Origin of the sequence: Gottfriedia sp. NPDC057991, assembly GCF_042886615.1 — a bacterium.
Classification (GTDB): Bacteria; Bacillota; Bacilli; order Bacillales; family Bacillaceae_G; genus Gottfriedia.
This window is the reverse complement of sequence record NZ_JBHVQN010000002.1, coordinates 161,977-187,606: the sequence shown is the minus strand read 5'-3', so window position 1 is coordinate 187,606 and position 25,630 is coordinate 161,977. Positions and strand designations below refer to the sequence as shown.

The 25,630-nt window shown below is 35.9% G+C and carries 15 protein-coding genes; 3 read left to right on the top strand and 12 right to left on the bottom strand.

The features are described 5' to 3' along the window. Positions 1–16 precede the first annotated feature (16 nt). From ACFVR2_RS08590 to ACFVR2_RS08560, 7 genes are all read right to left on the bottom strand, one after another. Complete coding sequence (locus ACFVR2_RS08590; protein ID WP_387360760.1) at positions 17–1,183, bottom strand: SIS domain-containing protein; 1,167 nt, start codon at positions 1,181–1,183, stop codon at positions 17–19. Positions 1,184–1,212: 29 nt separating this feature from the next. After that, positions 1,213–2,133 carry an ROK family protein gene (locus tag ACFVR2_RS08585; protein ID WP_387360758.1) on the bottom strand — a complete coding sequence of 307 codons (921 nt, stop codon included), beginning with the start codon at positions 2,131–2,133 and terminating at the stop codon, positions 1,213–1,215. Positions 2,134–2,231: 98 nt separating this feature from the next. Further along, a complete protein-coding gene (locus ACFVR2_RS08580) occupies positions 2,232–2,399 on the bottom strand; it encodes a DUF6903 family protein (RefSeq protein ID WP_387360756.1) in 168 nt (55 codons plus the stop codon). Then, entirely contained in the window at positions 2,389–4,560 is a 2,172-nt protein-coding gene (gene gnpA / locus ACFVR2_RS08575) for a 1,3-beta-galactosyl-N-acetylhexosamine phosphorylase (protein WP_387360754.1), read from the bottom strand. The genes ACFVR2_RS08580 and gnpA overlap by 11 nt, the downstream gene beginning before the upstream one ends. 12 nt (positions 4,561–4,572) lie before the next feature. Further along, on the bottom strand, positions 4,573–5,616 hold the full coding sequence (locus ACFVR2_RS08570; RefSeq protein WP_387360752.1) for a carbohydrate ABC transporter permease: 1,044 nt from the start codon (positions 5,614–5,616) through the stop codon (positions 4,573–4,575). A gap of 15 nt (positions 5,617–5,631) precedes the next feature. Beyond that, the gene (locus ACFVR2_RS08565; RefSeq protein ID WP_387360750.1) at positions 5,632–6,522 is read right to left on the bottom strand and encodes a carbohydrate ABC transporter permease; all 891 of its coding nucleotides are present in this window, start codon (positions 6,520–6,522) and stop codon (positions 5,632–5,634) included. A gap of 72 nt (positions 6,523–6,594) precedes the next feature. After that, positions 6,595–7,941, bottom strand: a complete 1,347-nt coding sequence (locus ACFVR2_RS08560; protein ID WP_387360748.1) for a carbohydrate ABC transporter substrate-binding protein — start codon at positions 7,939–7,941, stop codon at positions 6,595–6,597. 167 nt (positions 7,942–8,108) lie between these two features. On the opposite strand from ACFVR2_RS08560, the gene ACFVR2_RS08555 reads away from it, so the two are divergent. Both ACFVR2_RS08555 and ACFVR2_RS08550 read left to right on the top strand, forming a co-directional pair. Beyond that, positions 8,109–8,990 carry a helix-turn-helix domain-containing protein gene (locus ACFVR2_RS08555; protein ID WP_387360746.1) on the top strand — a complete coding sequence of 294 codons (882 nt, stop codon included), beginning with the start codon at positions 8,109–8,111 and terminating at the stop codon, positions 8,988–8,990. A gap of 43 nt (positions 8,991–9,033) precedes the next feature. After that, positions 9,034–9,180, top strand: coding sequence for a hypothetical protein (locus ACFVR2_RS08550; RefSeq protein WP_387360744.1), 147 nt, complete (start codon positions 9,034–9,036; stop codon positions 9,178–9,180). Between the two features lie 825 nt (positions 9,181–10,005). Here the strand turns inward: ACFVR2_RS08550 and ACFVR2_RS08545 are convergent. Continuing rightward, positions 10,006–13,512, bottom strand: coding sequence for an endo-alpha-N-acetylgalactosaminidase family protein (locus ACFVR2_RS08545; protein ID WP_387360742.1), 3,507 nt, complete (start codon positions 13,510–13,512; stop codon positions 10,006–10,008). 505 nt (positions 13,513–14,017) lie between these two features. On the opposite strand from ACFVR2_RS08545, the gene ACFVR2_RS08540 reads away from it, so the two are divergent. Then, positions 14,018–14,251 (top strand): site-specific integrase, encoded by a 234-nt coding sequence (locus ACFVR2_RS08540; RefSeq protein WP_387360740.1) that lies wholly within the window; start codon positions 14,018–14,020, stop codon positions 14,249–14,251. Positions 14,252–14,658: 407 nt separating this feature from the next. Here ACFVR2_RS08540 and ACFVR2_RS08535 read toward each other — a convergent pair whose 3' ends face one another. The 4 genes from ACFVR2_RS08535 to ACFVR2_RS08520 all read right to left on the bottom strand — a co-directional run bounded on the left by ACFVR2_RS08535 (position 14,659) and on the right by ACFVR2_RS08520 (position 25,321). Further along, positions 14,659–14,955 carry a LysR family transcriptional regulator gene (locus ACFVR2_RS08535; RefSeq protein ID WP_387360738.1) on the bottom strand — a complete coding sequence of 99 codons (297 nt, stop codon included), beginning with the start codon at positions 14,953–14,955 and terminating at the stop codon, positions 14,659–14,661. 124 nt (positions 14,956–15,079) lie between these two features. Then, positions 15,080–19,228, bottom strand: coding sequence for a S8 family serine peptidase (locus ACFVR2_RS08530; protein ID WP_387360736.1), 4,149 nt, complete (start codon positions 19,226–19,228; stop codon positions 15,080–15,082). 145 nt (positions 19,229–19,373) lie between these two features. Further along, complete coding sequence (locus ACFVR2_RS08525; RefSeq protein ID WP_387360734.1) at positions 19,374–23,531, bottom strand: S8 family serine peptidase; 4,158 nt, start codon at positions 23,529–23,531, stop codon at positions 19,374–19,376. A gap of 527 nt (positions 23,532–24,058) precedes the next feature. Next, positions 24,059–25,321, bottom strand: a complete 1,263-nt coding sequence (locus ACFVR2_RS08520; protein ID WP_387360732.1) for a helix-turn-helix domain-containing protein — start codon at positions 25,319–25,321, stop codon at positions 24,059–24,061. Positions 25,322–25,630 lie beyond the last annotated feature (309 nt).

The following is a 25,630-nucleotide window of genomic DNA, read 5'->3' as shown; positions in this document are numbered from 1 at the left end:
TTTTCCCCTACGCTAGTTACTCATATTCATAGATGGTAACACCTTTAACGACACGATTCACCGTTCCTGTCGGTGAAGGTGTATCCGGTGTATTGCCTACTTTCACGGAAGCTAACAGTGAGACTGTTTGCCCAATCATGACAAAAGGTAATGCTAAGTAAGCATCTGGTACGGATTGAGCCTCGCTGCCGAACACAAACCTGGTCCCAGTATAATTTGTTTCACCATCAACCTCGATGGCACAGATATAGCTGGCAATGTTGTCCTGCTGCATTTCTTTTAACATATCTAAATCATATTGACGTGTATAAGGATGATTGGAGACAAATACGAAAACTAATGATTTTTCGTTCACAAATGATTTTGGACCATGTCTGAATCCCAGCGGTGAATCAAATGATGTAACAACTTTTCCAGCTGTCAGCTCTAGTATTTTTAATTGTGCTTCTCTCGCTAAGCCTTCTAAACTACCAGATCCTATATAAATAATTCGGTCAAAATCAAAGTCGATCATCTCTTTGATGATGCCTTCCCTTTGAATGACACTTTCACCCATTTGACGTATAGTTTTCACTATCTTAGATTTTTCTTCAGTCGATAAAGAATCAAAAACGAGTAATGCCGTTAACGCCATGCAAGTATAACTTCCTGTCATTGCAAATCCTTGATCATTCGATTTTTCAGGCATCAATAGCAATAAATTAGTTTCATTCCCTACTGCCCTTTTGGCTAATTTTCCATCTTTAGCACAAGTAATCGTTATCTGATACAAATCGGTTACTATTTGCTCAGCTAATTGTACGGCAGCAATACTTTCCGGGCTGTTCCCGCTTCTAGCAAATGAAACAAATAAGGTTGGAAAATCCTTTTTTAAAAATTGGTAAGGATTTGAAACCAAAGTGGTTGTAGGAATACTCAGCATTTCCCACTGTTGTTCATCAACCTTTTCTTTTAGATATGGGGTGACTGTATCACCTACATATGCAGACGTTCCAGCTCCTGTAAAAATGACACGAACCCGGCTATGTTTTGTTAATAATTTTTGAAAAAACTTTTCAATTTCCTTACTTTTCTCCATATACAATTCAAAGGTTTCAGCCCATAAATCAGGCTGCTGTTTTATTTCCGCCGTTGTTATCGATGCACCTAACGAAAATAATTTTTCTTCATTTAATGTAAACATATAATCTCTCCTCTACCTATTTACAATCATTAATGAGCGTCGGCGATACCTTCATACATACCTTCAAATATCCGTAATCCAGCACCAACAACTCCATTATTCTGCGCCAATGTACTGATGCTCATCTCCTCTAAAAGATGTTGTTGCTCAGGAAGCTGATAGTTTTTTAGTTTTACTTTAATCAACTGCAGTAGAAAAGGATTTTTCACAATGACACTACCACCGAAAACTATTTTGTGCGGATCCAATAAGCAGGAAATCGTATAAATCCCTTGAGCTAAATAGTCGGTTATCTTGTTAATGATAGCCTGATATTCCTGTGCTCCGTTTATATAACCAGCAAATACATCCTCAGTTGAAATAGTATCTACCTGTAATTCTCTTTCGGCTATTCTCTGGATCCCTGGCCCGGCAGCGATTTTTTCCAATCGATCATTAGTCCCCTTCCAGCGTGCTGGAATCAGCCCCAGTTCCCCGGCAAATCCAGCCCCCCTGAAAAATGAACCTTTATGAATGATAGAACAGGAGATTCCCGTACTTATAGTCACGTAGACAAAGGTCTCATCTCTTTTCACCTGCGCTGCTTTGCATTCGGCAAAAGCTGCCATATAGACATCATTGTCAATGGTAATCCTTTCGATGCCAAATTGCTCCTGTAAACGGACTGTAATGGGAAACTGTTTCCATGGTAAATTGTTTTGAAAAACAGCGACACCCTTCTCATAATCAACTTTTCCTGGTACCCCAACACCAATACCCTCGATATCAGCGATTGTAGTCCATGATTTTCGAAGAACTTGTTCCACAGCTTCTACGACTCTATCAAACATTATTTCCCGATCTGATGGGTCACTTTTTACTTCAGTACGTTCAAGCAGTTCGCCCTTATCCGATATGATTCCCGCTGCAATCTTCGTACCTCCAATATCAATACCTATTGCCCTTTTCATGTGTTCGCACTCCTAAGTATGTATTTGAACCTTTGTGTCATTTTCTATGATTGTCAACATATCTGCGAAGCCTTTAATTAATCCTCTACCTGTTTGGTTTAAATGTATTTTCGATTGTAAAAATAAACTAGTCCTAATAGACCAACTAATCCGATTAACATCATACCCAGTTCGTGTTTACCTGCCGTTTTTTGGTAGATGATAATCAAAGACACGCATGTGATAAACATAACAAATTTAATAATGAATAAAGCATTAGCCTTCATTTAAAAAATCCTCCCATCGGATTTCACTAGGTGCCAACGTCACTTCTTTCCTATTGCCTTGTCCGTCGTAGAAAGTCGTCGTTTGTTCCATCATTGAATTGTTGACAATTGCCATTTTTTGAATGGATGGATACGCATGGACTTCACAATAAATGTTGCTAGCATGAAATTTTTGGAATTCTCCTTCTTTATGGGCAGCATAGTATAACGCGCGCATTAGCAGACGCGTATTTTCTTCGCTGTATGGCAGTCCCGCTATATAGACAGCTCTGCCTTCTCCAAACGGATGGCTGGAAAGGTGGACTTCTCCTTCTGAATATTCAATAATTTCAGTTTCCTCTGATAACGCATAAATATTTTTCATGCCTTCACCAAAATCGAATTGGGTGCTGTCTGCAGAAATAAAATGCTCTTGGACAGGAGTGACAAAATATTTATCTGTTGATAAGCTAAATCCTAGTTCTTTGTCAACACCTAAGACGTTCGCCAATTGAAAATAATGGCCTTCGTGCTGAAAAGCTGTCGGTTCGCCAATACCTACAAACCCTCCACCATTATATATCCATGCCCTAATTGTAGTGACTAACTTTTCATTGGTCCATAGATCCCCGCCTGAAAAAGCTGTACCCGCATCCCCGGCATTAATGATGACATCAACACCCTCAGGAATCCCATTGTTGATGATATCATCAAAACTTATGAACTGGACTTCCACCGCAGCTCCACTCAAGGATTCCAAAACACCTAAATAAGAATAAATTTGTTTATACCATAGGGCATGGGCAACCATATGTGTCTGCCAGGTTCTCAACTTACCCCAAGAATTCAAAATTGCAACTTTAAGACCGCAATATGGCTGAATACCGTTGATAGTTTCATATATTTCACGAAATTCCTCGGTGACTTTTTCAATATAGGAGACAAATTCCGGAAACTGATAGGCCAGGCTTAAATAACCACCATAACCAATTCGGTCAATGGGTTTTCGTAGTAATGCTCTTCTAGCCGTTAGCCAGTTTTCATTTGCTTCAATCACCGGGTTGTTACCTTCGTAAAATGTATCCGGGAAGAAATAAGGTAAGAATCGCCCTTCTGTATAACGAACATGAGGGATATCGGCAATCATTCGTAGCGTTGCTCCGCCTCCAACACTCCCTACCACTGCATCCAATCCGATATTTTCAAAGTATTTTCCATACGGTTCTGTACCAATCCAGTTATCTCCAAGGAACATCATCGCTTCTTTGCCACTTTCATGGACAATATCCACAAGTTTTTTTGCTTCATCGGTAACAAACTTATGTACAAAATCAATATAATCTAGATAGGCTGGAGTTGGGATTCGAAAGGACGTATTGTAATAGCCTTGATCAACGATGTCTTCCGGTCTTAAACGATATCCTTTTTCTTGTTCAAAAGCATCTAATGCAGCCACTGAAACACTTGCACCATAACCGAACCAATCGACAAATTTTTCTTTGCCAAGATTATTGAACACAAGGGTAAAATGATAGAAAAACGTTGTGAATCTGACCACATCTGTATCTGGATTTTTTGCCAGCCATTGTTTTAAATAGGTTCTCATAAATTCATTGGAGTGTGGCTGCCTAACATCAAAAGGAATGTCATGCGGTTTATCACCCCAATTGTTGGTAATATGATTGTACATTTGGGTTGGATCCCAAATTGCATATACTAGGAATGACACCGTGTATTCATGCCAAGGAATTGCCTTTGTAATCAAAACACGATTTTGCTCTTCATATACTTCCCAATCATTAACATCAACAACTTCTCCAGTTGTCCGGTCGATGACCTCCCAATATTTCTTAGGATTGTGAAGATAATCCGGCTTAAGTTGTTCCTCAAAATAACCTTTCATAAAATCAATTTCAAGTGTGTCAGTGATTGCAATATTAAACAAACTCATCAAATAAAGTTGCTGGCATTCTTCCATATGGTTCTCTGCGAACTCATTGTTACCTCTAGCAACAAAATAAGTAGTATAAATTTTTGCATCTAATTGTTTAATAACATCATCTAATTTTGTTCCATCACTATCGCGAATCGCATCTGCTCCCCAACGTTCCATCAATTCTTTTGTTTCCTTAAGAAAGTTTTCTTCACTTGGTAAAGTAACGCGGCCTTTTTTCTTTTCCATGTAGATCCTCCTTTAGTCCTTTAAACCGCCAAGGGTCATCCCTTGTGTTAATTTTTTTTGAACAATGATATATAAAATTAAGGTTGGTAGCATGACGAGTACCATTCCTGCATACATTTGACCGTAATTCGCAGCAGATTTTTGGGCTGCCATCAAGTTCATTAGCCCAACAGGTAACGTTTTATTTGATCCTGGCAATAATGTTAGGGCAATAATGTATTCGTTCCAAAAGGAAAGAAAATTAAATAAAATGACGGCAATGATACTTGGACGAGCCATCGGAATCATAATTAAAATCATTGTTTTGAAATATCCGGCACCATCGACCAACGCTGCTTCCTCATACGTGGATGGAAGAGATTGAAAAAAACTAGACAACAAGTAAACGGTAAATGGCAACGCAGTCGTCGCATACACCAAAGCTAAAATAAATAAATTGTCTAGTAGGAATCCCTCCCCAAATTGTCCCCTTAAAAAGTTATCCCCGTCCAATAACATTAAGAAAATTGGAACAACAATGTAGTTCACATTGATGAATAATCCAGCTTTAAAAAAAGCATTTATTAATTTACTTCCTCGAAAGGTGTATCTTGCCAGCACATAGGCTGCTGGCAAGGCCACAATCAATAATATAAGCAGAGCCAATGCAGTCACCATGACTGTATTCAACATATATGTACCCATGTTTGCCTTTTGGAAAGCATCGATAAAGTTTTGAAAATAGAAACTTTTTGGCATGGCCCAAGGGCTTCCATAAAATTCCGAGTTTTTCTTCACTGAAGCAAAGAAGACCCATGCGACAGGAATAATAATAGAGATTGCTAATGTAATTAGTGCTACGTACATAAAATAGCGATAAGCTGTTTCTGCAGTCATTCCTTTTTGAATTTTCATTTTTATTGGACCTCTATAAGATGTTTCCGCAGTCATTCCTTTTTGTGTTTCCAGCGTTTTTGGACCTCTATAAGCTGTTTCTGTAGTCATTCTTTTTTGTGTTTCCTTCGTTTTTGGACCTCTATAAGATGTTTCTGCAGTCATTCTTTTTTGTGTTTCCATCGTTTTTGGACCTCCTTAATACTCCAACACTTCCCTTTTGGTGACATAGCTAATAATTGCAGATAATGCAAATGAGAATAGGAAAACAACTACCCCAATAGCCATACCGTAACCATAAGATGAATTGGTGTAAGCCTGCTTATACATGTAGCTTAAAAACACCTCCGTCGATCCGTCAGGGCCACCACCAGTCATCGCTTGGACGAGAAGAAAACTTAAATTAATTGTACTGATAACGAAAAAAGTTAACGTTGTACGAATGTTATTCCAAATCAACGGTAGTGTAATACTGAAAAATTGTCTGACCCGTCCAGCACCTTCCAAAGAAGATGCTTCATAAAAGCTTTCTGGGATACTCGCCATCCCCGCCATATACATGACCATATAGTAACCAACGGCTTGCCAAATGAGCGCCCCTCCTATGCTATAGATGGCAATTTTTTGATCACCAAGCCACATCTTTTGAAGGTTCTCAAGGTTAAATAAAGCGAGTAGATTATTCAACAAACCTGTGGTTGGGTCATAAACTGCAGAAAATATCCCCGAGATGACCACAACGGATAAGATATTCGGGATATAGAAAATAATACGGAAAAAACTATTACCTTTCATCTTTTCTCTTGTTAACACAGAAGCAAACAAGATTGCCAGCACCATGGTAATAAGTGTGACGAGAATAATTAATACAATACTGTTTTGGAGAGAACGAAAGAAGTTCATATCATTCCATAAGATTTTGAAGTTATCGAGCCCAACAAATACTTTATTATTAGAAAATCCTCCCCACTTATATAAGGACATCCTGAATACTTCAATCGTAGGAAAAATCATAAAAATGGCTAACAAGATTAGTGCGGGTACCGTACTAACAAGGATAAAAATCCTTTTTTCTCTTTTCTTATTCATGTCATCACCTCATTTAATAAATCAAACGGTGAGAAAAGTCACCGTTAGATCTATTGAAAATTAAAAATTTATTTATTTTAATGCGGAGCGTAATTGGTCACTAACTTTCTCAACAGATTTTTGCCAATCTTTCACATTTTTATCACCAGACATAATACTGTCGATTGATCCAAATAATGTATCTGCCATGCTAACACCTTCCACGGCTTTCGTTGCGGCAAATCCTCCCATACCTGCTTTAACTCCATTATCATAAATACTATAGAATAATTTATTGTCACCTGTCAGTTTACTAGACATGCCTTGGATAGGCTGAATCGCACCGGATCCAGAAAAAATTTCAGCTGCTTTATCTGAATAAACAAACGTTAAGAAATCTTTAGCTGCCTGTTTATTTTTAGCTGCAGAAGGAATCCACATTTGTTCAAAGAAAGTAAACGCATAACGGTCTTTGCTAGCATCAGTGGCCGGTATAGCCGTCATGCCCCATTCAAAGCCTTTTGATCGAGGCGCATCTTTCATTTCACCAACAACCCACGTACCATTTGGCATGAACAATGCTTTGTTATCGAGAATCAATTGTTGATTTTTCTTGTAGTCTTTGCCATTAGCATTTGCAACGGTTGTTGGTGCTGTGTATTTAGCTAATTTTCGAATAATCCCAAATACTTTCGTTGCTTCAGGAGTTTCCCAAATACCTTTTTCATATTTCATCGCTTTATTGTAGAAATCCGGCCCACCTACCGATAATAGCAATGAATAGAAGAATGAATCAAAGTAACCAGTGGTAGGATAAGTAAATAAATAAATCCCTTCTGCCTTTGCTTTATCGCCCAAAGCCCACATCTCGTCCCAAGTCTTTGGTACTTCCCAACCTTTTTCCTTCAATAAGCTATCATTATAAAATAATCCGGTTGGACTATAAAACATCGGTGCCATATAAGTTTTGCCGTCATTATAAGGATTAGTTGCAAGTGTAGTAGTAAATCCTGGTACCAACTTATCTTTAACTTTCACATCTTCACCATAAACGTTCCTATCCAAAACATCTGTAATGTCTTCTAATGCTTTATCTTTAATTAATGTTTCTGTAAGTGCCAATTTTCTACCAGTTGCCAATAACACCACATCCGGATAGTTACCTGCTTTCATATTCGAACCGATAACATCCTCAAGATTTTTATCCACCGTTAATTCAACATCAACATTTGGATTAGCATCTTCGTATGCGCCAATCACATTAGTCCACATATCTTTTCCATATGCCGATTCAAGTGCAGCCACATGAATGGTTTGTTTTTTACTAGATTCTGTACCTCCGCCATTAGAGTTATCAACTTTTGTAGTATTACTCTGACAGGCTACTAAACTTAGAGATAATAAAACTGTCATTCCAGATACTAAAAACTTCTTTTTCATCTTACCCCTCCTCTTTATTTTTCTTTCTCTCTTGAGTAAAGAATACAAAACAGGTAGCGCTTTCACAATAAACATCTTGTCCAGTTTTTTATGTATCTTGCTTTTTGTTTAATATTTTGGTAAAAATTGTTATAATATGAAGAAAATTCTAAAAAGGAGTGATTCGTTTGTCCAATGAAGTGTATGAGGTATCGAAATCTCGACAAGGCCATCTTCCGGTAAAACTACTTTATGTAACAAAATCAAAATTCAATAAAAATTGGCATAGCACCCATCATGCCCATCACTTTACAGAGCTAATGTATATTACGGAGGGCAAAGGAACTTTTATCTTTTACAAAGAAGAAATCCCTGTCAAAGAGCATGATTTCATTATCATCAATCCGAATGTCGATCACACGGAAAAATCTGATATCGATCACCCGCTCGAATACATTGTACTTGGTATCCAAGGTCTTTCCTTTTCATCTACAGAATATCCAGGACAGGTCTCTCTTTACAATTGTAAAGAGGAACAAAAAACATATCTCTTTTACCTTGAGCAATTGATCAAGGAAGCAAAAAACCAGCAGGAAGATTCTGAGCTGATCATGCATAACATTTTAGAAATTTTGTTACTTAAAATGATGAGAAAAAAAACTTTCAACGTGGAGGAAAGCTCTACTAAAAAAATCAGTAAAGATATTGAATTTATTAAAAATTATATTAAGCAGCATTTTCGCGAAGATATCAGTTTGGATACCTTAGCAAAAGTTGGTCATATCAATAAATATTATCTAGCACATTCCTTCAGGAAATATCTCGGTGTCTCACCTATTGAATACTTAATTCAAACTCGTATTAGAGAAAGCAAAATATTATTGGAAACAACCAATTATCCGATTTCCAATATTTCAACCATTACGGGCTTTTCCTCCCAATCGTTCTTTGCACAATCATTTAAACGAGAGATGAATATATCTCCTTCAAAATACAGAATTGCTAAAAATACTAATAAAAATAAAACGAAAGTTAAAAGTAATAAAAGGAAAATAAAGTCATCCAACTAGATTAACTCCCAACCTACCACGCCACACTAATGCGGAAATTTTAATGCAAATGGATGAGAATCCAAAAATAATATGTGATCGTTTAGGTCATTCAAAAGTTGAAACTACGCTCGGTATTTACTCAAATTCAAATGAAGAAATGCAGAAGAATACAGCTAATCGACTTGATCAAAAATTTGATTTAAATTAATATGCTCGTGAAGTTTCTGTGCAGTCTTAGTGCAATTAATAATATTCATCCAAAGAATAATAGAAAACAAAGAAAAAGCCCAAACCCTTGATATACTTAGGTTTGAGCTTTCTCATTTGTATGATCCCAACTGGACTTGAACCAGCGAACCCCTACCCTCAATTTTTACGACCTTCATCAACTTTTACAATTTTTTGTTGTCATTACTTTCTTCTCGTTGATCGTTTCTATTCTCTTTTTATTGCTCACCTGTTATGCTTTCAGTCTAATCGTTTAGCCTCTACCTATGCGAATTGTTCTTTGCTCTAATGACTATGCTTAATAATGAAAAATGGGAATTGATAAAAACTAATCCGGTAAAGGAAGCTACACCTCCAAGAATTTCAAAGACTAGAAAACAAACTTGGACAGTTGATGAAGCAAAATTTTTTTTAGAGGTGTGCGAACGAGAAAATTATTTAATCCCATTTCAATTAGCTATTTTTACTGGAATGCGTCGAGGATGTTAGTAAGTTGTTAGCAGTCAATGATATGTAATTGACTTGATGACTCTTATAACAAAAGTGTTGCAATTCTATTTGCATCGCTTTTAGACAGTGGTTACACAATTCACATGTACGGAGTGTATGCGGCAACACTTGGGGTGCTGGTGAGTTAACAATTTTTTAAAAAATACCCCTCTTTACCATCCGATTGGTATTAGAAAGAGGGGTACTCTAGATTAACTCAAAATATTTGACATGTGTTTTCTCCGTATCATCCCACCCATAAAAAGGATATCCCAAATTAATTTTTCGGGATATCCTTTTTGTACATTCTTCATAATTATTTGTTTGGTAGAATTTCAATAACCAAGTTATCCAACATAATATCTTTGTAGCCGTTAAAGTTGGCTTGCGAGCCTGTCACACCCTTAGTATCGGCTTCTTTGTCAGTAGAGTATATGCCAAACCAGCTTTGTCCTGACTCATCCCCTTTCAAAGTAAAGGAATAGGTGCCAGCTTTTGCATTTTTGTCACTGCTTGCTGTTGATTTCAATTCATCCTTTGTCAACACTCCTTTTTCTTCAAATGGAGCATTGCCTGTTACTACCGCGTATGTTCCGTCACTTCCCACTTCATAATTAAACGAAATTTTATACGTTACCCCTGGTTTGAATTGAAAGTTTTGTGGGATGGTTTGGTACACAAGACTATCCCCTTCTGTCAAACCATTCGTTTTAAGTGACCATTTACCTGCAATCACGTCATTTACTAGTTTTTGATTCCAGCCCCTTTGCGTGTATGGAGCATGTAATTCGGCTAGGTGCGTACGATTATCTTCGACACCTTCGATATTACCAATGACAAACGGATAGATCCCTTGTGCAACATCTTCAAAGTCCTGTACGAATTTACTGCTGCTTACTTGGTTTTTAGCGTTGTTTTCCACGATGCGAATATCATCAAAATAACTTGCGCCAAGTCCAGCATCTCTAGATAATTCAAGGGTTACATCAGATGCATCGTTGCCCGTTTCAAAAAAGACGTACATATTTTGGAAATAGCTCGTTCCATCGACGGTTGAAGTCATTTGACCATCCGCTTTTGCCTGCTCTGAACCTAAAGTATTATGGGCAAAAGCTCTTACATAGTTTTTTGCAATCGATTTACCCGTACTGTTTGTGTACTTTTTACCATTAGACGTGATGGTTATACTTGCTTGTTCTTCACTTCTATTGTCTATTCCAACATACGCAGCGTACTTCGTATTTGGCTTTAATCCGGTTACTTTTTGGGAAACCGTTACTTTCTTTTGATTGTTGGAGATGGTTAACATGTTATTATTGCCTTCGCTTTTGGTAATCTGAACCACTTTAGAATCTCCGGTAACTTTCCAATTCTTCAATGAATTGCTGTTAAAGCCCGTATCAACCAGATGCATTCCTTCACTCCAGTTGACATCCTGATCCTTGTTCGATTGTTCTTTTTTATAAATGACATATGCAGTAGATTTTTTTGCATTTAACGTTATTTGACCATTTTTAATTGCCACATTTTCCACATTGGCTTTCCCTAATTCTGTTAGCTCATGTACCTTAACGTTGCCTTTCCAGCCGTCTGGGACGGACCACGTTGTTTTCCCGCCATTTGTATTCCAGTGGTATAATTTTTCATGTTCCTTGGATAATTTTTTGCCATCTTGATCCCAAGACCATGGAATTAAATACTTTTCATCCCCTGGTTGGCCCTCAAATACTTTTTTGCCATTAAAAACCATCGTTCTAGTTCGGTACCCATCTTTATCATTTGCAAAGTCATTCGACTTTCTATTGATTGTCAGTGTATTTTCACCTGAGTCGTCTTTTAATACGGCCTTCATGCCAGGAACCCAGTTGTAAGTTTGCTGTTTGTCATCTGTCATTTCAACGGCTTTTCCATCTTCCCATTGTGTAACTTTATAATGTTGTATGAACTTTGTTGGAATATTCACTGCAAATATATTATTCATATAGGCTTTATAATCGCTTCTGCCTTGCCATCCTTCAAAGTCCTTCATGCTGTAACCGCCTAATAATGGAGCATCAGCATCGCCACCATACTTAGGATAGTTGCCAATCCATGCATCCTTTTGATGGTTTTTAATGAATCGAGTGATTGTACTATTAATTCCTTTTAACGTATAGCCGCCATACGTTAAATCAGCTGCCCAGTGCTGGAAAGTAGAATCATATTCGTTTGCATATCCCCATTCACTGCCTAAACGCCAACCTAAACTGTTAATTTCCTTGCTTAGCTGACGGCTTGGCCAGGTGCTGTTATCACCTGACTGTCCATTTCCCCAAACATCTACATAAATAAAATCCAAATCATTATTTTTGCCGCCAAGTACATTATAAAGGTCTTTAAATCTTTGTGCTCTTCCATTTCTTAAATCATAGTCAGCATCAATGTTAATCCCTTGGTCAATCCAGTTCCATCCATACTTATAGGTACCATCTATGTTCTTTAATAATCGTTCTTCTTGGAAATATTTTGACTCTGGATAGGTTTCACTTGCATTTACATGAACCCCAAACGTCGCGCCGTACTTCTTCCCTTTCGCAAGCAGCGTCTTCATATCGCTTGCACCGCCGATTCGCGTTCCAATATCTGCATAATTTAAATGACCTGAATCATGCCCTTCACTGCCATATCCTTTTAATAAAATCGATTGACCGAGTCCATCGGTGTTTAAATGGAACTTTTTCACTCCATCTAACGTCATCAAGAAAGGATTTTGTGCCTGACTGCCGAAGTTCATACTGATTCGGTAACCAACTAAATCAGGAACTTTCTCCGCCCCTAATGGTTCATTCATAATTTCTCTGTAAGCAATGGCCCCATCTTGCCAGTTAACCTTTTGATCATCATTCGCATCAGCTGTAATAATGACCTTTGCAGACGGCATTTCCTTTACCTGGTTAACGGTTCCATCTTCCAGCTCTAGGGTGCCATCTTCCTTGCGATGGTTTTCAGACTTTTGGAAGGTCCAAAATGTACTGCTTAAACCCATTGTTTTTTCGCCTAAACTATTCGTTGTTGCTGTAGCTGTAATTCTCTGCGCATCTCTTTTCGCTTCAGTAGAATCAGGGGCTATTTTTTTTGCTAAATTATTCTCCGTATTAGACCATATGCTGGCACTTAAGTCATCATTAGAAAGAATGGCATACATATAACCTTTTTGCTTTTCCTCTGACACATTTAGATTTTTGTCCACCTTCACTTGTCTGTCGCCATTGATATGTGTGTTTGTAGACATCTGGACGCCATCAAGTACGGCATCTTTTTGACTGCTATTTACCGAAATTAAATAATGATTGGGAATCTCGATTGTTTTAACTATTTTATTGTCCACGATTTTGGTAATATTAAATTCTAATCTATTCTCCTTCACAACCATTTCCGCTGTAATCACCGCTGAGATATCGTTACGGTCATCGATTAAAGTCATTTCATATTCAATTTTATCTGGTGAAACTTTTGCTTTAACCTTTGGTTTAACTGCAACGTCATTAATGAGGATTGTATCTAATGTCTCTGTCTGTCCGTAAAAGGTTTTCCCCGCCCCCTTGCCTGATTTTAAATCATATTGAATGACCCTAGGGAAATTCACATCAACGAGAACATCCATTTGATTAGAGGAAATAACTTCCTGTGCGCTTCGCGGAATAACTTGACTTCCAACTTGTTTCACATCTACCTTTCCTTCAGCTTGGATCAAAGCTCCATTTACTAAAAAGGTAGAACCCACTAAACAGCCTGTTACAATTGTCGCAATTGTCTTCTTAATTTTCTTCCTTGATTTTTTCATATGAGCTCCTTTATATTTTTTATTTTGGTAGATTGTGAAACTAGTATTCTTGCTGGTAATACTTTCTTGCTGGTAACACTTTCTTACTGGAAACAGCAACCCTCTACTACCTATTCCTAGATTACTTTTAATAAAACGCTTACACAACAAAGATATTGTCTTGTTTTTTAGGTATATTGTTTTTAGACATTAGTGCAGGTTTATTATCCCACTAATTATTTTCATCAAAGAAAACTTGTAGCCCTAATCAAAAATTTAATTCATGTTCAACTAGCATTTTTAACAAGTTGTGACGCCGGAAATTGAAATAACAAGCGAATTTTTCCATTTTACACCAAAGTTTTAATTATATTAAGTTGATTTAATTTATATTCAGTTAGAAAATTCCATGTCGAGGTGAAATTTTAGCTCTTAGATGGCAAAACGGTGATTTAGTAAAAGGGGGCATTTATGTTGAAGAAAACTTAGTACGAACTTTAAAGATCTTGATTTAGTTGTTTGTGCAATGAACGGAAATTACTTAGAGCCTAGAAATTTAATTCGTAAATTTAAACAGCTCATTACAAAAGCTAATTTGCCTGTTATTCCATTTCATAATTTGCGCCACACTCATGCGACAATATTAATGAGAATGGGCCATTCAAGAGTTGATACAACACTTGGTATTTACTCAAAATCAAATGAAGAAATGCAGAAGAATACAGTTGATCGATTTGATCAAAAATTTGGTTTAAATTAATATGCTCGTGAAATATCTGTGCAGTATTTGTGCAATAAACAAAATTCAATACAAAAAATGAAAATAACCGAAAAACAAAAAAAAAGCCCAAACCCTCGATACACTTAGGTTTGAGCCTTCTCATTCGTATGATCCCAACTGGACTTGAACCAGCGACCCCTACCCTGTCAATTACAGAGTACGAGTATAATTCAGTATTAATGAATATTTTAGGTCAATAGAGTCCAGTAAATCAAGCGGCCGATGAAATTTTATTCACTGGTATTCTTTTATTTCTATTGTTTCTAATAAGTCTGTGCAATTTGTGTGCAATGAATTAGTATTTACTTTATCTGGAGGCAGGGTGTTTTATAAAAAAAGAGCAACTACACTAATCAGGTAGTTGCTCTAAACAAATTAAAGTACACTCATTTACGATAATTAAACTCACAAATAGAATTATTTTTTAAATCTTTAACTATTAATTCTAATTCTTGAAATTCCATTAATAATTTCTTGACTATCGATATAATCTGTAAACCTTCAATTGAATTAACAACATTAGAAATTCTGTTATTCTTAAATAGTTTAAACCCAAATTCATTTTCTAAACTAGTTATTGATTGTCTAATGTCAGATTCACTAATAAGATTCTTTTTGGCTGCAATCAAAAATGAACCACTACTTAATACATCAAGTAGATATTCTAATTGTTCTATTTTCATGAAAACCTCCTATCTTAAAACTTTTACTAATAGTGTTGCAAAACAGTTTATGTTTTGGGCTTGTTATTGCAATAGGATTTAAGTCAAGACGATTTCCTGCTAGGACTACTATTAAAATAGGAATTTATTTCATACCTAACTGAGCTAAAATACTATCTAATGTTGTACCTTTATAAATCTTTTTAGCATTCGGAGCATTTGGAACTGTATTATTTTTTAATCCAAAATTTTTGACGACATAATTCATGTCATTCGCATCAACTTTCTTATCAAAGTTAAAGTCAGCTGATGGATTATTTGTTCCCCAGTATGTTTGGACATATAATGCATCCAGTATATCGATGACATTATCTTTGTTTGTATCACCTGCTGCTGCTTGTTGGAATGTATCTTTATAGACTACATAATTAGCCCCAGTTTTTACTCCGCGAATCTCAACATATGGTTTCACAGATTGATTAACTGTAAAATGTCCAGGTACATCTACTTTCATCGTATAATCTTGAGCTTTTACACCATCCATTAAGTAATCGCCAGACTTACCAATAATCGGAATTTGCAAAACAGTTTTTCCATCATCCGATGTCATTGTCACTTTTGCACCAATCGTACGTTGGTCAATTTTTGAACTAGTTGTACCTGTAACAGGATCAACTGTTCCTTCTAGTTTTAAGTAGCCAGTTAAATATGAAATAGTCGGTTTGTAGTTAAAATACTCAACATAAATATTCGCATTTGAAGTTACCACATTTGACTGGTTCGTCGTTGTTGCAGTCGTTGTAACTGGATTTCCAGCTGCGAACCAAGATTTATCACCTACTTTTAGATCATAATTAAACAAGTCCATGTCTTCTGGCAACGTTTTGTCACCTGTATACGTAAATGTCACTGTATAAGTTGTAGAACTTGTGCCTCTTGGTGCCGTTTGAACAGTTACCGTTGCATCTCCATAAGCTTTTACAGCATCATTTACTTTTACATTTTCAATGACACCTTGACCGTTATTAACTGTCATCGTGATTTTTGATGTTTTTAAGTTTTTCGTATTGTTTGAACGAACCGTATAATTGACAGTATCACCTGTTGTTACTTCTTTTTTATTAGCTTTTGCATAATAATAAGGTGTCGTATTTTTGGTAAATACAACTCTAATTTGATCGCTTTGATTTTGCGCTGGATCCATTCCAAACAAAGAAAATGGCCAAAATGCATTTTTACTATCAATTAACAATTGCTCGTGCACATCACCATTTGGACCAACTGGCCTTGGGAATATTGGAGTTCTGAAAGCTAATCCACCCCAATAGTTTCGTGATTGATCAGCAGGAATGCCAAAGCGTTTTGCATCTTCAATTTCTGGATCATTTACATTCAAGCTAAAGTCATATAAGTATTTTCCAGTTGCATCGAGTTGGCTGTCACTATACTCTATAACTTTTTGATCAAGCGAATCGAAACTAGTTGTTACGTTAGGTGGTGCAAATTCATTCATAAAGTCTTTTGCTACAGCGAAATGCTTTCCACTTTCACTTGTTCCAAGAAGGCGCAGTTTATAATGTCCCTGTGGGAGATTTACCGGTAGACTACTAATCGGGTTTTTCGCATCTCCCGTAAATGGATAGTATCCGCCAGTGAGTACTTTTGATAATAAATATGTTGTATTTTCATTAAATGCCCTTGCATCCATTGTACCGACAAATCCAATGTCTTCTCCTGTAGCTGCATCTTGTAGTACTATGTCAAGCGTTTTCATATACGACTTTAAAGTCATATTTGCATCCATAATCGGGTAATTTTTCGATTGTGTAGAATAGATTGGATTTAATAGATTGAATGAATCGATTCCCTCAGTTACGACACGTACACCAAATGGAATTTGGTACTGTTCTGCTGGATCAGCAGCATTCGTAAACACGACATACCCTTCGTACGTTCCTTTTTCAGCGGTTTTTGGAATATTCAGTGCAAATTTCATCGACTTTTGGCTAATGCCATTTAATTTAATGCTAGATGATCCACTTAAAGTGACATTGTTTTTAGCTGCATCTTTTGAGTCACGGCGTCCCGTTTGGAATTTCACATTTACGTTAAATGTTTTCGCTTTTTCACTGCGGATTTTCAAGGTGACTGTACGACTGTCAGCGATGTCTTTGTCATCAAATCCAATCGAACCAAAACTCATTCCACCTGTTTCTTCATTAATATCTTTTTGTTTTCCATTTACGATCAATGGTGTTTTATCATTTACTGTTAATTGTACATTTGAGTGGATCGCTTCATACGCATCCACACGTCCACTTCCGACTTCAAATACACTATAGTCTTTTGATAATGGATCTGCTGTGTTCATTAAAATCGATTTCACATCTGTTGGCGAAAGGTCTTTATTCGATTGAAGTAATAAAGCCGCTACACCTGCAACATATGGTGTCGCCATTGACGTACCAGATAAACGTGCATAAGCAGTCTTATAATCAGCTGGATTTTTACCGTCTGCTGTTTTATTGTTTATATAAAATGGCACAGTTGACATGATCGATACACCTGGTGCTACTACTTCTGGTTTTATATCGTAATTTACACGTGATGGTCCTCTAGAACTGAATGTCGCTAACTCATCTGATGCAGTACTCACTTTTGAATAGTCACCAAGTGTAAAATCTGTTACGCCTGTTTTCATAGCCGCCGAAATTGCTAAGCCATCTGAATATGAAACAGAGAACGCTGGAACTGCATCCATTGATTCACCTAAAAAGGATTGAATTGCTCCTTCTGATTGGTTATCGATGTTATTTGCCATCAGGACTCCAATCGCTCCGGCTGCTTTCGCATTTTTAACTTTATCAGCTAGGCCAACTGTTCCTCGTTGAATATATGCAAATTTTCCAGTTAGATTCTTGTTTGTGAAATCAGTAGGACTAGCTAAACCAACGTCCACTAATTGGAACGTTTTTCCTTTTAAAGTCGTAAGGTCATCAGTGTAATTCTTGGTTAATTGACGAAGTATATACGGTTGATTATTTTGTGTAGCTTGATACTGCGTTATGTCAATCGCAACCGATGATGCACCTACTGTTATTGGAAGCGCTGCTGTACCTGGTGTACCAAGAGTAAACATCTTGTCACCACTATTGCCTGCTGCTATGACCATTGTTACCCCATTTAACACTGCATTATCTACTGCAATGGATTCAACATATAGTGGATCATTCAATGAACTTCCTAAAGACATATTAACGACATCCATACCATCTTTTACAGCTCGGTCAATTCCTCCAAGGATCGCATCAGTATTTCCGCTTCCATATGGACCAAGTACGCGATATGCGTAAAGATCTGCTTCAGGTGCTGCACCAACTTGTTTATACTCGCTATCTGCGACACCTCGTCCACCAATAATTCCGGCAACATGGGTTCCATGCTCTGTGTAATAAGGCTCACCACTGCTACTCAATTCTGCTTGACCTGATTTTTTCCAATCTGCATAAGTCGTTTCCATTGGGTCATTATCATTATCTACAAAATCATAACCGCCTTTATAAGCGTTTTTTAAGTCTGGGTGGTTATAGTCGATACCTGTATCTAAAATTCCTATTTTTATCCCTTTACCTGTATAGCCCTCTTTATGTAAACGGTCTAATCCATCGTATGGGGTATAATTCGCGACTGCTGCTTCATCCGCTTTTAATTGATCATTATCTTCTGATTTAGCTGGTGGGTCAATCGATACTGTTTCATTGCTCCAAACAGCTTTAACAGCTTTTGATTTTAATAGATTTTGTATTTGATTAGCAGGTAGACTGATTGAAACACCGTTAAATGCATTTTTATATGAACGTTGAATCGTATAATCCACTGCTTGATCCTTATCATCAGTTAATACTTCTGGAAGGTCTTGTTGAAAAGTAGTATGATCTTGATCTACTAAATTAGAAGCCTCTGTTGCAGATAAAGATTCACCTTCCACGCTTGCTTCGATTTGAGCAACTTTTGCTGGTTGATTAACAAATTCAACAATGACTGATTTTTGGTTAGTTGAATTTAAATCAAAATCCTCAGGTAGTTGAAGGCCTGTTTGATTATTTGATGTTAACTGTCTTAATGCTTGGCGTTGTTCAGACGTTAACTTCGAAAGAATATCTTCTGTATTCGTCGAAGTAGCTGCTTTTGATACAGTCGTAACATGTCCAAATGAAGCCAAAATAAAACTAGTCGATAAAGCGAATGTTGTCAAACCTGTTACAATCTTATTTTTCTGATTTTTACTCCCCATTTTCATCCTCCAAAGCCTGATTAATACAACAAGATGTCGTGTATTACTTTTTATTTAATTCGATATAAACCGACGCAAATCATCATTTTAAAAAGAGAAACCAAAATTGGTCTCTCTTCTTAAATTTGATTCAAAAGGTTCGTTTTTATTTCATTCCAAGCTGGGCTAAGATTCTATCCAAAGTTGCACCTTTATAAGATTTTTTCACTTTTGGCGGATTTGTTGCAGATGGATTTTGTAACCCAAAGTTATTCACTACATAATTCATATCTTTCGCATCAACTACATGGTCAAAGTTAAAATCGGCCGTTGCTTTATTTGTACCCCAGAATGCTTGTACATTTAATACGTCTAAAATATCGATCACGTCATCATTATTTGTGTCTCCTGCAGCTGCTATTGGTACAAGATATTGTGCCGCTTTTCCAACAAGCTCGCCTCGAAGGTTATCAGTTACATCAACTGTTCCTTTTGTCGTAAAATAACCTGGTGCTTCCACTTTTACTTCATAAGGATGCGTGTCAACAGGTAAGCCATCTGCAAGATAACTACCCGATTTCGTAGTAATCGGAGCGTTAACAACTGTATTTCCATCGTATGATGTCACTGTTACTTTAGCGCCAATTGTTCGTTGATCAATCGTTGGAATTGTTTTACCAGTTATAGGATCCAATGCTCCCTCTATTCCGATCCCACCTGCTAAACTAGAAAACTTATTTTGGTAAACAAAACGATCAATATAAATAAACATATTATTCGTTACGACGTTGAATTGATCAGTCGATGAAATCGTAAATGAGCCGACTGGTACAGTATTTAAGAACGTTTTAGATACTGAGTGTAAATCGAAATTAAATAATGATAAATCTTCAGGTAATGGTGTCGTACCATTATACGTAAACGTCATTGTATAATTTGTATTAGCTGTACCACTTGCTGTTTTGTCTAACGTGACAGTTGCATCTCCGTATTGTTTAACGGCATCATTCACCTTTACATTTTCAATCACACCATCTTTATTAGGTGCTGAAATTGTCAATTTTGTCGTTTTTAAGTTTTTAATATTATTCGCACGAACAGTATAATTCATAGAATCGCCTGTTTTTAGTACTTTTGTCGATGTTTTTAAATAATAATATGGAGTCGTATCTTTCACAAAGACTACAGACGTTGGATCTGTACCATTTAAAGCTGAGTCCATACCATAAAAACTAAAGTTCAAATATTTAATACTACTATCAACTACTACTTTATCAGTATAATCGCCATTTTTGTCTGTACGGATTGGATTAGATCCAAATGCTGAATTCCAGAATGTCACTACAGAATTATTTGACTTATCAACTGGAATATCATAACGTTGAGCGTCATCAGTTTCTGGATCATCTACATGAATTTTAAAGTTATATAAAAACTTTCCTGATGAATCTAATTGACTATCATTATATTCAATTACTTTTTGGTCTAGCGCATCAAAGTTTGATGTAACCGTTGGTGGTGCAATTTCATATAAAATATCTTGTGCAGCAGAGAATGTCTTCCCACTTTCACTAGTCCCTACTAATCTTAATTTATAATGACCTGGCTTTGCGGGAACTGCGTTCATGCTGATTGGATTTTTCGGATCATCTGTAAATGGATAATATGTACCAGTAAATAATTGATTTACAGTATACACTGTATTTTCATTCAGTGAATTTCCAATTGAGCCAAGGTATCCAATATCTTCACCAGTAGTCGGATCTTGTATGACCACATCTAACGATTGCATATAAGATTTAACTGCTATTTGACCATCAATAAATGGATGTGCCCATAGAGATGATGGTTTAACAAAACGAGTAGAGAAAGTTGGATTTAAAGCTTTAAACGTATCAATACCTTCATTTACAACACGTACTCCAAATGGAATTTGGTATTGTTCTGTCGGATCAGCGTTATTTGTAAAAACGACAAATCCTTCGTATGTTCCTTTTGCTGCTGTTTTTGGAATATTTAAGCTGAATTTAACAGACTTCGAGCTAATTCCATTCAATTTAATTGAAGTGGGTCCGGTTAATGTTACATTGTTTTGAGCTGCATCTAATGAACCTCTTAGTCCAGTTTGGTATTTAACATTTACACTAAATGTTTTTGCTTTTTCACTTCGATTTTTCAATGTAACACTTCTAGAATCTGAAATGTCTTTGTCATCGAAACCAAATGATCCAAAGCTCATACCACCAGTTAATTCGTTAATATTTTTTTCCTCACCATTGATGATTGTTGGCGTTTTATCGACCACTTGAAGTTCCACATTAGAGTGAATTGCTTCATATGCATCAACTCGTCCACTTCCTTCTTCAAATACACTATATGCTTTTGATAAAGGATCTGCAGTGTTCATCAAAATTGATTTAATGTCTGCTGGCTGTAAATCTTTATTTGTTTGAAGTAACAATGCTGATACACCTGCTACATATGGTGTAGCCATAGATGTTCCAGATAAACGTGCATAAGCATATTTATAATCATCCGGTTTTGAACCATCTAGTGTTTGATCATTAAAATAAGCTGGAACTGTTGAAAGAATTGATACACCAGGAGCCGTAACTTCAGGTTTAATATCGTAATTTAAACGAGATGGTCCTCTTGAACTAAATGCAGCTAATTCATCACCAGCAGTCTGTATTTTTGAAAAATCTCCAAATGTGAAGTCTGTTTGGCCTTGTTTCATCGCTGCAGAAATTGCTAAGCTATCTTCATTTGAAATCGAGAAAGCAGGAATCTGATCCATTGATTCACCTAAAAACGCCTGAATTGGGCCTTCTGCTTTATTTGCATCATTATTGTACATTAACACGCCTGCAGCACCAGCAGCTCTTGCGTTCTTAACTTTATCAACTAGTGCAATGTCACCGCGTTGAATAAAGGCGATTTTTCCAGAAACATTTTTTCCTGTATAATCAGCTGGATTACCGATTCCTACATCAACTAATGAAAGTGTTTTTCCTTTTAATGTTGATAAATCATCCGCATAATTTTTACCTAATTCTCTTAATGTATACTGCTTCCCATTTTGTGTACCTTTATATTGATAAATATCGATTGCAACCGATGATGCACCAACTGTTAAGGCAAGCGCTGCTGTTCCAGGTGAGCCGAGTGTGAACATTTGGTCACCAGAATTTCCTGCAGCAACAACCGCAGTTACTCCACTAAGTACTGTATTATTTACTGCAATCGATGTAGCATAAAGTGGGTCATTTAACGTATTTCCTAAAGACATGTTCACGACATCCATGCCATCTTTAACGGCACGATCAAGTGCAGCAATAATTCCATCACTTGCTCCACTACCACCTGGTCCAAGTACACGGTATGCATAAAGATCTGCATCTGGTGCAGCACCTAATGTTTTATACTCGCTATTTGCAACTCCACGTCCACCAATAATTCCGGCAACATGCGTACCATGCTCTGTATAATAGTCTGCTCCATTTAACTTTCCTGGTTTCCCAGCCTTTACCCAATCCGCATAAGTTGTTTCCATTGGATTATTATCATTATCTACAAAGTCATATCCGCCTTTGTACGCATCTTTTAAATCTGGATGGTTATAATCCATTCCTGTATCAAGTATTCCAATTTTGATGCCTTTACCTGTGATACCTTCCTTATGTAAACGATCTAATTGATCATAAGGAGTATAATTTGCAACATTGAATTCATCTGCTTTGGTTGGTTTATTTACATCAAGAGCAGGTGGTTCAATTGTAAATGTTTCATTGCTATAAACTGCTTTAACAGCTTTTGATTTTAATAGATTTTTGATTTGGTTAGCTGGTAAAGTGATTGAGACACCATTAAATGCCGTTTTAAATGAACGTTGTATTTTATAATCAACTGTATTTTTATTCTCGTCTGTTAACAAACCTGGAAGGTCTTCTTGGAAGGTTGTGTGATCTTGATCTACTAAGTCGGAAGCATCACTTTCAGTCAATTGTTGACCTTCTAAACTAGCTTTCAGTTCAGCTATTTTCGCCGGATCATTTTCAAATTCAACGATTACTGATGTTTTTTGATTCGAGTCTAAATCGGTTTCTGGTGATACTTGAAGTCCATTCGCTTCATTTGTTGAAAGTTGTTGCAAAGCTTGTCTTTGTGCTGGTGTTAATTTTGCCAAAAGATTGTCAACATTTGTCACAGTTGTTGCTTTTGTAACATCTGCAGCATGTCCTAGTGAAGCTAAAACAAAACTAGATGAAAGAGCAATTACCGAAAGGCTTTTTACAATTTTACTTTTCTTCTCTCTATTCCCCATTTTTTTCCTCCTCAAAACCCAAGTTGTACATCAAGCTGTCGATTAATATCTAAAATAATAGTCGAAAACTTTCTTGTCATCAAAATTATATTTTGCAATCGAAAGTCTGTTAATGGGGAAAATATCAAGAAAATTTTATGTTATTTTTTTGTAAATATTGAATTTTCAGATATATACACTCAATAAAACAGATAAATAAAGGGAAAATTACGTTTTTTTAGGTTGGGAAAATCTTTGCAAATTTCAATGGTTTTTACTTATCGAGTTAGACAGGTATAAAGAACCATTTTCACATTAACATAAGTACATTTATGTATTTAATCACACTTATTAAACAGGCACAAAGAACCTCATACCCCTGATTCCCTCTAAAACAATAGCTTTCGCTTCTCTACGTTATTAATCTAATTTCGAATAAATTTTTGGGAAAATTTTCATATAAAAGAGCTATTAAATTACGATTAAATCACAAAAAAGTAGTATCATAAAAAAGCAACTGCTATTTACAGTCGCTTCTTCATTTCAAATTATTCGAATTCTATGGTGTTTAATAGTAAATTTTTAAGCAGTTTGTTTGATTCATGAAGGTAAAAATTAGTTGAAGACAGGTCTCCAATTTCCTTATAATATGAAACGATCATGTCGGCATATTTAATGGCTACTAAGTAGTTTTTATTTTGCTCCATAGTTGGCAATCCGTGTTTGATCAAATATTTTGTAAGCTTTTTTTTATTTTTGTTAGATTGCAAATATAAGACCATCAATTCAATATATTTAGGAGATTTTTGATCTTGGAAATCACCTAGTTCTTGTTTTAACAGTTTTATAGCTTCTTCATTTTGCTCTAAATCAATCTTTATTTGAATAATTTCAATGATTGTAGAATAATATGAAACTGAAAATTTTTCTTTTAAATGTAAAGATTGCCAATAATATTCCGTTGCTAAGTCAAGTTCACCTTTTCGATAATATAAGAACCCCAAATTATGAAGTGTGATTGCCTTTGTTTCCCATTGTTGAAGCAAATCAACATCACTTAAGATCGGAATGAGAATTTTTTCTGCTTTTTCAAATTCATTAATATAGATTAAATTTAGTGCAAGCGTAATTTTCACATGTAATATCCGAAAAGTATTTCCTGTATTTTGGAATATACTAAGCGCTTTGTATGCAAAGTGAATTGACAAAGAATGATTCTTCAAGCTTCCATGCATGACAGAACGATAGTAATAATAATCTGTTATTTTTTCAGCCGATTGTTCCGCCATCTCTTCTAAAGGCTCTAGTATCTCTAACCCTTGTAAATATTCTTGTTTTTGACCAAGATACACGGCTTGGATGAAATCCCATAAATACCTTTCAAATGGTGAATATTTTGTAATATCCTTCTTCATAGCTACCGAAACTGTTTCAAAATCTGAAAAATTATTTAAAAATAACAAATAACGAAGCATATATAATTTATAAATATAGATCATCTCAGTACAGAAAATATATTCTTCATGTATGATTAATTCTTTATATAACGATTCAGCTCTTTCTCTGTGTAACCTCTCGATCGCATCATAAAATTGATCAAGCTGTTGTTTTAAAGAGAGAATTTTTTTGTTCTCATCTTCATTCGTTACTCCTAACCTCTCAAATAAAAGTTGCAGTGTTTTCGGATTACCTTCTTTTGAATTATTTTCAATTTTACTCAGATGAGTAATAGAGCATATATCTTTACAAAGTTCCTTCTGTGTTTTATTTTGATTTTTCCGATGATAGTATATGATTTTTCCGATATACATTGTTGCACTCACTCCATTGTTAACCTATTTTCACATTCTATTAAACTACTCTAAATGTGGAGAAAATTTTCTCACTGTTACATCTATTTAATAGGTATAACTATTTAGCCGAATTATAAAAAATAATGTTTTATTTATTTAAGAAAAATCCCTTGTTATTCCTGAATGAAAAAAGGCTCTTTGTGTTGAAAATAATAATTCAAATTGATTTTTATTATTTGAATTCTGAATCAGTACTCGTTCTACTTTCGACCGCTCTTTTCAAAAGAAATTTCTACCTTGTTAAAACTAGTAAACAATCTATAATCT